Origin of the sequence: Staphylococcus schleiferi, from assembly GCF_025558325.1 — a bacterium.
GTDB lineage: Bacteria > Bacillota > Bacilli > Staphylococcales > Staphylococcaceae > Staphylococcus > Staphylococcus schleiferi.
Window position 1 is genome coordinate 1084528 of sequence record NZ_CP094712.1, and the last position, 12945, is coordinate 1097472.

Here is a 12945-nt window from a genome sequence, read left to right on the forward strand (position 1 = left end):
TCGTCCTTTCAAAATTCATAATTAAAACGGATTTTTTGATACTGTGTTAAAATTCTTATTAACTGTATTTCAAGATTTTAACATATTTTAGACTAATCGTGTTATAGTGTGATTTAGAGAGAAAAGGAGTGTGTCATCAATGAAAATGCCAAAAGAAATATGGTGGCTTGTAATTGGTATGGCAATAAATATTACGGGAGCGAGTTTTTTATGGCCACTCAACACGATTTATATGAGTCAAGCTCTAGGTAAATCGTTAAGTACAGCCGGTGTTGTATTAATGGTGAATTCATTTGGTATGATAGCGGGTAACTTGTTAGGTGGAACTTTGTTTGATAAGTTGGGTGGCTATCGAACAATCATGCTGGGTACGATTATCAGTTTATGTGCAACCCTCCTATTGAATTTATTTCACGGATGGCCATGGTATGCAGTTTGGCTCATTATGCTTGGATTTGGAGGCGGTATGATTATTCCGGCTATTTATGCAATGGCAGGTGCTGTTTGGCCACAAGGTGGGAGACAAACATTTAATGCCATTTATTTAGCCCAAAATATCGGTGTTGCTTTAGGGGCAGCTTTAGGCGGTGTCGTAGCAGAACTTAGCTTTAATTATATATTTATGGCAAACCTTGCGATGTATGTTGTATTTTTCTTCATCGCTCTATTTAATTTCAACATGGATTACCATGCGACAGTTAAGCAACACGAAACGATTGAAGAAATTGCACATCTTCAGAATAAAAAGCATTTTAACGCACTTCTTTTATTGTGTGTCATGTTTGCTTGTTGTTGGATTACGTATGTTCAATGGCAAACAACGATTGCTTCATTTACACAAAGTATTGGCATTTCTATGAGTCAATATAGTTTATTATGGACCATTAACGGTGTTTTGATACTCATTGGTCAACCTTTAATTACACCCATCGTTCAATTTTTCAAAGGGCAGTTAAAAAAACAATTATATTTTGGTTTGTTCGTCTTTATATTATCCTTTTTAGTGACGAGTTTTGCCAAATCATTTTCAATTTTTGTCGTAGGTATCGTCATTATGACGTTTGCGGAAATGTTTGTATGGCCTGCTGTCCCAACGATAGCAAATGCATTAGCACCAAAGGGTCGCCAAGGTGTCTATCAAGGTATCGTCAATTCAGCTTCGACTGTCGGTAAAGCTTTCGGTCCGCTAATCGGTGGGATATTAGTAGACCTCTTTAATATGCAAGTGATGTTTTTATCTATGATAGGATTGTTAGTTATCGCAATGATTTTCTTGTCTATCTATGATAGAAAAGTGGATCCAAAGATTTTATATCATTAGCGATGCTAAAATGAGGCTTGCATATTTGTGTTAAATTTTTTAATATAGATAATGATTAAAGTCATCGGAAGCATAGTTTTAAACGGTTTCGTCTCAATGTTTATTTATAAGTGAAATGTTGAGTGGAATTGTGCTATTTTCAAGTGATTAAAATGGAGTAGTAACTTAACTGTATTTCTTAAGAGAGCTAGTGGTGGTGCGAACTAGTGAAAACATTAAGTGAACTTGCCAATGTAATTAAATAATAATTAACATCTCTAACTATTTTTAATGAAGTGCACGTTTAGCGTGAATAAGGGTGGTACCGCGGCATGAGTCGTCCCTTACCATTGAAGAATAGTTCGAGATGTTTTTTTATGAATAGGAGGATTTAGTAGTGAATTACAATCATCGAGAAATTGAAAAAAAGTGGCAAACGTATTGGTTACAAAACAAAACTTTTAAAACAGAAGATCATTTAGGTCAAAAGAAATTTTATGCATTAGATATGTTCCCATATCCTTCAGGAGCGGGTTTACATGTTGGGCATCCAGAAGGCTACACTGCAACTGACATTTTGTCACGTTATAAAAGAATGCAAGGTTACAATGTGCTTCATCCGATGGGGTGGGATGCGTTTGGTTTACCTGCAGAGCAATATGCATTAGATACGGGTAATGATCCAGCAGAATTTACGCGTACAAACATCCAAACTTTTAAAAGACAAATTCAAGAGCTTGGTTTTAGTTACGATTGGGATCGTGAATTAAGTACAACAGATCCAGACTATTATAAATGGACGCAATGGATTTTTATTCAATTGTATAAAAAAGGTTTAGCTTATATCGATGAAATTCCAGTAAACTGGTGTGAAGCATTAGGTACGGTTCTATCAAATGAAGAAGTTGTAGATGGTGTATCTGAACGTGGAGGACATCCCGTTGTACGCCGCCCTATGAAACAATGGGTGCTCCGTATTACAGAGTATGCGGATCGTTTGTTAGAAGATTTAGATGATTTGGATTGGCCAGAGTCACTTAAAGACATGCAACGAAATTGGATTGGTCGTTCAGAGGGTGCCAAAGTTATTTATAAAGAAGCGAAATCGGAAAAAGCGATTGAAGTGTTTACGACGCGACCTGATACAATCTATGGTGCCACTTTCCTAGTATTAAGTCCAGAGCATGCTTTAGTCAATGAAATAACAACGACTGAACAATCGCAAGTAGTCAAACAATATCAAGACGAAGCAGCTAAAAAATCTGATTTAGAGCGTACGGATTTAGCGAAAGAAAAAACGGGTGTCTTTACAGGTGCTTATGCGATTCATCCGATGACAGGCGAACAAATTCCAATTTGGATTGCAGATTATGTGCTCGCTTCTTATGGTACTGGCGCGGTAATGGCTGTTCCTGGACACGATGAGCGTGACTATGAATTCGCTGAGACTTTTAATTTACCAGTTAAAACAGTTATCGATAATGACGCTGACACACCTTACTATACGGGTAATGGTCCGCATATTCATTCTGAAGCGCTAAATGGTCTTGAAAATGAAGATGCGATTGCGAAAGCGATTCAACTCCTTGAAGAAAAAGGTGTCGGTGAAAAGAAAGTTAATTATAAACTTCGAGATTGGTTGTTTAGTCGTCAACGTTATTGGGGTGAACCGATTCCGATTATTCATTGGGAAGATGGTTCAATGTCAACTATACCTGAAAATGAATTACCATTATTGCTTCCTAAAACGGATCAAATCAAACCTTCTGGTACAGGTGAATCTCCATTAGCAAATATAGACGATTTCGTGAATGTTACAGATCCTGAAACAGGCATGAAAGGGCGTCGAGAAACCAATACAATGCCACAATGGGCTGGAAGTTGTTGGTATTATTTACGCTATATTGATCCTAAAAATGATCAAATGTTAGCAGACCCTGAAAAATTGAAACATTGGTTACCTGTTGATTTATATATTGGCGGCGTCGAACATGCGGTATTACACTTACTCTACGCGCGTTTTTGGCATAAAGTGCTTTATGATTTAGGTGTGGTTCCAACTAAAGAGCCATTCCAAAAATTATTTAATCAAGGTATGATTTTAGGTGAAGGTCATGAGAAAATGAGTAAATCGAAAGGAAACGTCGTAAATCCTGATGATATTATTGTTTCTCATGGGGCAGATACTTTACGACTTTATGAAATGTTCATGGGACCTTTAGAAGCTTCAATCTCTTGGAGTGAAAAAGGTTTAGATGGCTCACGTCGCTTTTTAGATCGCGTTTGGCGTTTATTCGTAAATGAAGATGGTACATTAACAGATAAAGTTGTTGAAGATGAGACGCCGGCATTACAAAATGTTTATCATCAAACAGTTAAAAAAGTAACGGAAGACTTTGAATCTCTTAACTTTAATACAGCAATCAGTCAATTAATGGTATTTATCAATGATTGTTATAAAGCAGAGACGATTTCTCGTGCTTATGTAGAAGGTTTTGTTAAAATGCTAGCACCGATTGCACCACATTTAGGGGAAGAATTGTGGTCAATTTTAGGACATGAGACAACGATTACTTACCAACCATGGCCTAGTTATGATGAATCCCTTCTTGAAGCTGCAGTTGTTGAGATTGTACTACAAGTCAACGGCAAAGTGCGTGCGAAAGTTGAAATTCCTAAAGATCTGTCAAAAGAAGAAATGGAACAAATGGCATTAGCTAATGACAGTGTAAAAACAGTAATTGAGGGTAAAGAGATTAAGAAAGTGATTGCGGTTCCGCAAAAACTTGTTAATATTGTTGCGAAATAATTGAAAGGATGAGAAAGCGTGAAAGAGATCAGTGTCGATCAATTAAAAGAAATGATTATGAGCTCAGAACCTGTTCATGTCATCGATGTTCGTGAAGATGAAGAGGTTGCGATGGGAATGATTCCTGAAGCGGAGCATATTCCAATGAATCAGATTCCTGAAAAGCTCGAAGATTTTAATAAAAATACAACATATTATGTCGTTTGCGCTGGGGGCGTTCGAAGTGCAAAGGTTGTAGATTATTTAAATCAACATGATATTGATGCGGTCAATATCGAAGGTGGTATGCACGCATGGGGCGATGGGGGCTTAGAATATAAACGCATCTAATGATGTGTCGCTTCATGGTGGACAGGGATAACGAAGGATTTTCCAGTGTTATCCTGTTTCCTACCTTATATAATTTAATATGATTATTAAAGAAGAGTTAAAAGACGAGTCTGGGACATAAATACCAAAATAAATAGCTCGAAGATGATTTTGATAAAAATCATCTTCGAGCTTCCTTTTTATTATCATGCTTCGTATTATATAGGCTCGCTTTCCGAGGGGACAGCCTCAGCCTGTAGTCTTCGGCTCGTCCTGTTCCCTCAGGAGTCTCGCTATAAATACTTCGCTTATATATATGTAATCATTCACCATTATACTTAAAAAAATAAGGCACTTTCGTATAATTTAATTCATCACAACAAAAACTAAACTAACGAGGTGCCTTATGTATAAAGATTATAACATGTCTCAATTAACTCTACCAATAGAAATATCTATTTTAATTCCTGATAAGGAAAAAATCCGAGATTTTTCGTTTTTTACGAAAACCTCGGATTTCATCGATTATTGAGACATTTTTGTTTCAGCCTCGTCTTTATTTTGGAATATTAAACAATGTAACAGTGATTATTCTACAAATCCTGCAAAGTAGCCTGCAACATAACCTGTTACCAATGCACTTGTTATATTATATCCCCCGGTGTAACCATGAATATCTAAAACTTCACCGCACAAAAATAAACCAGGTGCCAACTTTGATTCCATTGTGCTCGGTACAATTTCTTTAATATCAACACCGCCACCTGTGACAAATGCCTTTTCAAGGGGGAGGGTTCCATGTACATCGAAAGTAAAGGCTTTTAACAAATGCGTGAGTTCAGCCAATTTTTGTTGGCTTAAATGATGATAAGTCGTTTGAGGGTCAATGTTCGCTTCATCTATTATAAAAGATAAGTATCGTTCTTCGATAAGTCCCTTGAGTGCATTTTTAATATGTTTATCAGGTTGAGATTTTAATTTTTGTTCAATTTGTTGTTTTAATGCATCTTCTTTAACATCAGGAAAAGCATCAATTTGCATTTTAATATGTGTTTGGTGTTGTGCTTTTTGTTCATAATAGACGAATTGACTACATCTTAAAGCAGCAGGACCACTAATACCAAAATGAGTAAAGATCATATCCATTTGGTGAGTGATTCTTTTTTTACCATTTTTTCTTAATACTGAAAGCCCAACATTACTCAAGCTAAGCCCTTTTAATTGTTGCTTTTTAATAAAAGGGGCATTTGATTTAATAGGGACTTCAGTTGGGAAAAGTGGTGTAATATGATGACCCAATGCCGTAGCGAAACGGTAACCATCTCCAGTAGAACCTGTTTGTGGGACACTTGTGCCACCTGTTGCAATAATAATGGATTTAGCTTGATATGTTGTGCCATCTTGCAACTTGACTATAAAATAGCCTTCGTCTTGCTTTTCAACGGATGTCACCACATGTTGTTCTTTAATAGTGACATGATGATCATGAAGTGTTTTGATGAGTGCATCTAAAACATCTTGTGATTGATTCGATACCGGAAACATGCGTCCATGATCTTCTTCTTTTAAAGGCACACCCCGTGTTTCAAAAAAATCTATAATGGATTGATTATCGAAAATAGAAAAGGGACTATATAAAAATTTACCGTTTCCTGGTATGTTTTTAATGATCTCAGCATAGGGGAGACGATTCGTTACATTACAACGCCCTCCACCAGAGATTTTTAATTTGCGACCTAAACCTTTCTTTTTTTCTAGTAATAGGACGGACTTACCATGTTGGCTCGCTGATATTGCAGCCATAAGCCCACTGGGTCCACCGCCGATGACGATTGATTGATACATATTGTAAAAACCCCTTAAAGTTGATATTTTGATTTTAACATATCTTTATTCGGTGTATAATAACCATATTGTGTTATAATTTGAGTTTGAAAAATTGAAGAGTAGGTAGGTTGGCTATGAGTGAAAATAAGGAATTGGTAAGAGGAACTTTTTTACTCACATTAAGTATCCTCATTACTAAAGTTTTAGGTATCATTTATATTATTCCGTTTTATCGAATTATCGGTGGCGCCGATAATTTAGCGCCTTTTAACTATGCGTATGGGCCATACAATATCGCGATAGCGGTAGCGACAGCAGGTGTTCCGCTTGCAGCATCAAAATATGTGGCAAAGTATAACGCATTAGGCGCATATCGTGTCAGTCAAAAGTTATACAAATCGAGTTTTGTGGTGATGAGTATCACCGGTATTTTAGGCTTTTTAGCACTGTATTTGTTATCTCCAACAATTGCGTCAATAACAATTGCAAACAATACCGATCAAAAAGCAGGTTGGACAGTTGATCAAATAACATCTATTATTAGAACAATTAGTTTTGTGGTGATTTTTATACCTGTACTTGCAACTTGGCGAGGTGTTTTCCAAGGTTATAAATCTATGGGGCCAACTGCGCTTTCAGAAGTGACAGAACAAATTGCGCGTATTATTTTTATCCTTTTAGGAAGTTATCTTGTATTGAACGTTTTTGATGGTTCAGTCTTATTAGCTAATGGTATTGCAACTTTTGGTGCGGCAATTGGGGCAATTGCAGGTATCTTGACACTATGGTGGTACTGGATTAAACGTCGTAAAGGGATACATGAAATGGTTGAATCCGATACGACAGGAATCGATGTTTCGTATAAACATATGTACAAAGAAATTATATCTTACAGTATTCCTTTCGTTATTGTGAGTTTGAATTTTCCATTATTTATGATTGTTGACCAATTAACTCACAATCATGCTTTAGCGATTGCTGGGGTTGAAACACGTTTACAAGATATGTTCTTTACCATGTTAAACATGACGACAAACAAAATTGTCATGATACCTACGTCTTTAGCGGCAGGTTTTGCGATTAGTTTGATCCCTTTTATTACAAAAACGTATGAAAAAGGTGATTTTAGAGAGATGCATCACCAAATTCAAACGGCTTTAGGTGTCTTAATGTATATTACTGTACCTGCAAGTTTAGGGATTATGTCTCTAGCTGTGCCACTATATACTGTTTTTTATGAATATAGTATTGATGGCAGTCGATTATTGTTTTATTATGCACCTGTTGCAATTTTAATTTCTTTATTAAGTGTCACTGCTTCAATGCTTCAAGGTATTGATAAGCAGAAACTCACTGTTTTTATCATTTTAGGTTCTGTCGTATTGAAATTTTTATTAAACATGCCGCTTATTATTATGTTTGAAACAGCTGGTGCGATTTTAAGTACTGCAATTGCATTACTCTTTGCGATTTTATGTAATTTTGTTGTATTAAAAAAATATGCGCGTTTTAAATTTTATGACACGCTTTTAGATACATGTAAAATTTTATTCTATGGCTTTTTAATGATGATTATCGTAGAAGCTATCTATTACGTATTGCAACTCTTTATTTCTCCAGCGAGTCATGTAGGTGCATTCATCATAACTGTGATTTGTGCAGTTATTGGTGCATTAATCTACGGTGGTATTACAATCAAAACGAGACTTGCAGATAAGTTTTTAGGTAATATTCCAAATAAAATTCGTCAAAAAGTTGGTTTCTTATAATGAGAATTGATAAGTTTCTCTCTCAAATGGGATTCGGTACACGTTCTGAGGTCAAAGTATTAATTAAAAAAGGTTTTGTAACTTGTAATCAAGAGCGTATTAAAAGTCCAAAGTTTCAAATCGATGCGGATACCGATTTAATAGAAGTGAATGGTGAAAAGGTTCAATAGGAACCTTTTCAATATTTAATGATGAATAAACCTAAAGGCGTTATTTCAGCAACCGAAGATCCAGTCCATCAAACGGTTATTGATTTAGTGAAGGACGATTCACATTTAGATTTATTTCCTGTAGGTCGATTAGATAAAGATACGGAAGGCTTATTGTTCATTACTAATGATGGGAAGTTTAATCATGAATTAATGAGCCCGAACAAGCATGTTACAAAAACTTATTGGGTTGAAGCTAAAAAACAACTTGAAATGTCGGATATTACCGCTTTTGAAAAAGGAATCACTTTAAAAGAAGGATTACTCAAACCTGCGCAATTAGAAATATTAGAGCCTCCTAATACGGCACTTGTTACGATTCAAGAAGGAAAATATCATCAAGTTAAGCGGATGTTTCATGCGATTAATAATGAAGTGCTGGCATTGAAGCGGATAGCCATTGGTGATGTTCAATTGGATGAGACGCTAAAGCCAGGTGAATGTCGGGCGTTGACTGCTGAAGAATTAACTACGCTTTATCCCACTTTGAATCCAAAAAATTAATGTTTAATTCTTTGTTAGCCGGGTAACCTTACACTAAACAAAATTGAGGTGATATCATGGCTAAATCTGGAAAATTTTTAAGAGCGGCTATCGGTATTGGAAGTGCTGTTGCTGCAGTTGTACTTTCTAATAAAGATAACCGTGACAAATTAAAAAATGAATATAACAAGTATAAAGAAAACCCAGAAGATTATAAAAAACGTGCACAAGAAAAAGCTTCGCAACTTGGTGAAGCTGCGACACAAGAATTTAATAAAGTGAAAGAGGATCCAAAAGCTTATGTAAATGAAGCTAAGCAAGATCCAAAAGGTTTTATTAATAATAAAAAAGAACAGTTGTTAAATAACGATACTAAAGACACAACGGATAAAAGAGCAGCCAAATTCGATGATGAAGGCGGCGGTAATCCAGCAAATAATTTGCGTATTGTGACTGAAGAAGAATTGAATAATAAGAATCAATCATAATGTAAAGGATTTGTGAAACGATTAATCATTTTGGTGTACTTTCATTCATTTAACTAGATGACGAATGACATATACGTCTAAACGACCAATAGTGATTGCGTTATTTCATCGCTTTACAATGACTTTCTAGGGTTGAGAAATATTACAAATTTGACTACAAAGTTGTTTTGTATCAAAAATTCTACAACCCTAGTTCATTCAAATTGAAGACATTTCAATTTGAATTTGTCGGCGAATCAGTATTTGGTGTATATCAAGTGAACTGGTTCGTTTTTTTATTCAATAAAAATAAAAAGGAGTGTCCGCGTGCTGATGAGGACAGATGGCGCTTCGTCTGTCGCAAACGATTGATTATGTTTGAAAAATAAAATGTGAGTCCATCAATTTTACTGTTGTTTATTGAATAATTCATGTAGAATAGAAAGTACAACTATTAAAAAGGAAGAGATGATCAGCATGTGGAGAGAAAAAGTACAAGAATATGAAGCGCAAATGATCGAAGACTTAAAAGGACTTTTATCTATTAAATCCGTACGTGATGATGCAGCAGCTACCGCAGAAGCACCAGTTGGACCTGGTCCAAGAGCGGCATTAGATTATATGTATCAACTCGCTGAAAGAGATGGATTTAACACATTTGATACAGATCACTTAGCAGGTCGTATTGAGATTGGAAAAGGTGAAGAGTTGTTCGGAATTTTAGGTCATGTCGACGTTGTGCCTGCTGGAGACGGATGGGATACAGATCCATTTGACCCGGTTGAAACGGAAGACCGCATTATTGCACGTGGGACATTAGATGACAAAGGGCCAACCATCGCCGCATATTATGCAGTTAAGATTCTTAATGATATGAATGTGGATTGGAAAAAAAGAATACATATTATCATTGGAAGTGATGAGGAATCTGATTGGAAATGTACAGAGCGCTATTTTAAAACAGAGGAAATGCCGTCCATCGGTATTGCACCAGATGCAGAGTTCCCGTTAATTCATGGTGAAAAAGGAATTACAACTTTTGATATTAAACAACGAACATTAGCGCTTGATGAAGATGAACCTGAAATTGAGTTGCAACAATTTGAATCTGGTGAACGTTACAACATGGTGCCTGATAAAGCACATGCGCATATTTTAGTTAAAGAAAATATGACGGACACGATTCAACGATTTGAGGCATTTTTAACAGCGCATCAATTGACAGGAGAACATGAAGTTGACAGCGGAATTTTAAAATTAAGTGTGTACGGTAAGGCTGTACATGCAATGGATCCAGCTATCGGTGTCAATGCAGGATTATATTTAATTCATTTCCTAAATACATTAAACTTAAATCAATCTGCGAAAGCATGGGCAGCATTGAGTGACCAATACTTATTTGAGTCACATTTCGGAGAGAAAATGAATATGCAATTTCATTCTGATGAAATGGGCGATGTCACTACTAATCCTGGTGTGATTCGTTATGATCGTGAAAATGGAGGTACTTTTGGTATTAACCTACGTTATCCAGAAGGCTTTGATTTTGATACTGCGATTGCAGCATTTGAAAAAGAATTGGTAGCAAAAGGTTTTGAACTTGAATTGCATAAAGTCCAAACACCACACTTTGTAAATCCAGATGATCCATTTATTCAAAAACTATTAACAGCCTATCGTAACCAAACAGGCGATATGAAACCGTCATTTACAATTGGTGGCGGGACATATGCCCGTAATTTAGATAAAGGTGTCGCATTCGGAGCAATGTTTGATGACTCTGAAGATTTAATGCACCAAAAAAATGAATATATTACTAAGAAGCAGTTATTCAACGCAACGAGCATTTATTTAGAGGCCATTTATTCGGTTTGTGTGGAGGGATAAGTATGACAAAAATATTATTGAATCAAAGTTTTGTCGATGAAAGTGAAGCAAAAGTACCTTTTAACGATAGAGGTTATAATTTTGGCGACGGCATTTATGAATATATCCGCGTTTATGACGGTAAATTATTTACTTCAAAAGAACACTTCGAGCGTTTGTTAAGAAGCGCGGCTGAAATTGGTCTTGATTTAAATCATACTGTTGAATCTTTAACAGAGCTTGTACGTGAATTAGCTGAAGTGAATCAAGTTGTTAATGGTGGCATTTATATACAAGTGACACGTGGTGTTGCACCTCGTGATCACGCGTTTCCTACGCCACCTGTTGAACCCGTTATCACAGGTTTTGCTAAACACTACGATCGTCCCTATGAAGCACTTGATGAAGGTGTCTCTGCAGTCACTACAGAAGATATTCGTTGGTTAAGATGTGACATTAAGAGCTTAAATCTTTTAGGTAATGTATTAGCTAAAGAATATGCTTCGAAATATAATGCAATTGAAGCCATTCAACATCGTGATGGTGTTGTAACAGAAGGTGCATCAAGTAACGTCTATGCGATTAAAGATAACGTTGTTTATACACACCCAGTAAGTCATCTTATTTTGAATGGGATTACACGACAAGTGATTAAATGGGTTTGTGAAGATGAAAACATTACAATGAAAGAGGAACCTTTTACGGTCGCATTTTTGAAAGAGGCTGATGAAGTTATCATTTCAAGTACCTCTGTAGAAGTAATGCCGATTGTCACTTTAGATGGTGAAGCTGTAAACGATGGGAAGGTTGGCCCAATCACACGCCAATTACAAAAAGGTTTCGAACGTTATATCCGTTCACATTCACATTAAAAAATAAATCTAATTTAATTTATGATATTTTTATGAAATTTTGTGTTGCACAAAGGTAAAAAGTCACATTTTGTGTCCCATTTTTGGTTGAAAAAAAAGGCCAATAATTATAAAATTTAACTTGAGTGCAAAACGTGAACAGAAATAAAATCATTGAAAATTGATGATGTAAATATGGCTCTTGAATAATTTTTCATGAGCCTTTTCTAATTGGAAAGTGAGGTGAGTGAGTTGTGGAGCAGTTTTATCAGTTAGGATGGACGCTTGACTCTGCTGGCGGGGCATCAGGGGAAGCTTATATGGCTGAGCAAGATGGGCAAAAACTGTTTTTGAAACGAAATTCGAATCCGTTTATTGCAGCATTATCAGCTGAAGGTATTGTTCCAAAATTGGTTTGGACGAAGCGGATTGAAACGGGTGAAGTAGTCACTGCGCAACATTGGAAAAATGGGCGTGAATTAACTTCAAATGAAATGGCTCAAGATAGAGTGGCCTATTTATTAAGAAAAATCCACCAGTCAAAACCACTATTAACGATGTTAAAACGTATGGAAATGGCACCTATCACGCCTGAAATCATGCTGAATAAAATTAATGCTTCTTTATCGAGAGAAGTATTGACACATCATGTCATTCGTAAGGCTTTGACTTATTTAGAAGAGCATATGCCTGAATATGATCCACGTTTTTATACGGTGGTCCATGGTGATGTTAACCACAATAACTGGTTATTATCGGATACAGATGAACTTTTCTTAGTTGACTGGGAAGGTGCGATGATTGCCGATCCAGCGATTGACATCGGAATGTTGCTCTACAACTACGTACCTGAAACCCAATGGTCTGAATGGTTTGATATATACGAGGTAAAAGAAACCTTAAATTTAAAAAAACGAATGAAATGGTATACCGTCATTCAATCTATCGGTATGGTTCAGTGGAACGAAGAACATAAACGTTATAAAGATATGAACACGTGGCTTAAATTTTTAAATCAAGTGATGGGAAGTAACGTTTTTATATAAGGAGAACGA

The 12945-nt window shown here is 36.0% G+C and carries 9 protein-coding genes, 1 pseudogene and 1 other annotated feature; of the genes and pseudogenes, 9 read left to right on the forward strand and 1 reads right to left on the reverse strand.

From position 1 onward, the window contains the following. The first annotated feature begins 139 nt into the window (after positions 1–139). From MUA40_RS05100 to MUA40_RS05110, 3 genes are all read left to right on the forward strand, one after another. Positions 140–1321, forward strand: coding sequence for an MDR family MFS transporter (locus MUA40_RS05100; protein ID WP_167733024.1), 1182 nt, complete (start codon positions 140–142; stop codon positions 1319–1321). 138 nt (positions 1322–1459) lie between these two features. Beyond that, positions 1460–1648: a binding site (T-box leader), on the forward strand. Between the two features lie 49 nt (positions 1649–1697). Beyond that, positions 1698–4109 carry a leucine--tRNA ligase gene (gene leuS / locus MUA40_RS05105; protein WP_016425382.1) on the forward strand — a complete coding sequence of 804 codons (2412 nt, stop codon included), beginning with the start codon at positions 1698–1700 and terminating at the stop codon, positions 4107–4109. Between the two features lie 18 nt (positions 4110–4127). Next, a complete protein-coding gene (locus tag MUA40_RS05110; RefSeq protein WP_167733022.1) occupies positions 4128–4439 on the forward strand; it encodes a rhodanese-like domain-containing protein in 312 nt (103 codons plus the stop codon). A gap of 567 nt (positions 4440–5006) precedes the next feature. Here MUA40_RS05110 and MUA40_RS05115 read toward each other — a convergent pair. Continuing rightward, positions 5007–6263: a BaiN/RdsA family NAD(P)/FAD-dependent oxidoreductase gene (locus tag MUA40_RS05115; RefSeq protein ID WP_016425379.1), complete on the reverse strand. Its 1257-nt coding sequence runs from the start codon at positions 6261–6263 to the stop codon at positions 5007–5009. Positions 6264–6379: 116 nt separating this feature from the next. On the opposite strand from MUA40_RS05115, the gene MUA40_RS05120 reads away from it, so the two are divergent. The 6 genes and pseudogenes from MUA40_RS05120 to MUA40_RS05145 all read left to right on the forward strand — a co-directional run bounded on the left by MUA40_RS05120 (position 6380) and on the right by MUA40_RS05145 (position 12936). Beyond that, positions 6380–8014, forward strand: a complete 1635-nt coding sequence (locus MUA40_RS05120; RefSeq protein WP_016425378.1) for a putative polysaccharide biosynthesis protein — start codon at positions 6380–6382, stop codon at positions 8012–8014. After that, a pseudogene (locus tag MUA40_RS05125) lies at positions 8014–8727 on the forward strand (pseudouridine synthase). Before MUA40_RS05120 ends, MUA40_RS05125 begins: the two are co-directional and overlap by 1 nt. A gap of 56 nt (positions 8728–8783) precedes the next feature. Continuing rightward, on the forward strand, positions 8784–9194 hold the full coding sequence (locus tag MUA40_RS05130) for a YtxH domain-containing protein (protein WP_016425376.1): 411 nt from the start codon (positions 8784–8786) through the stop codon (positions 9192–9194). A 456-nt stretch (positions 9195–9650) separates the two neighbouring features. Continuing rightward, positions 9651–11060 carry a dipeptidase PepV gene (gene pepV / locus MUA40_RS05135; protein ID WP_016425375.1) on the forward strand — a complete coding sequence of 470 codons (1410 nt, stop codon included), beginning with the start codon at positions 9651–9653 and terminating at the stop codon, positions 11058–11060. 2 nt (positions 11061–11062) lie between these two features. Continuing rightward, entirely contained in the window at positions 11063–11911 is an 849-nt protein-coding gene (dat, locus tag MUA40_RS05140; protein WP_167733074.1) for a D-amino-acid transaminase, read from the forward strand. A gap of 233 nt (positions 11912–12144) precedes the next feature. Continuing rightward, a complete protein-coding gene (locus MUA40_RS05145) occupies positions 12145–12936 on the forward strand; it encodes a phosphotransferase family protein (RefSeq protein ID WP_016425373.1) in 792 nt (263 codons plus the stop codon). Positions 12937–12945: the final 9 nt, after the last annotated feature.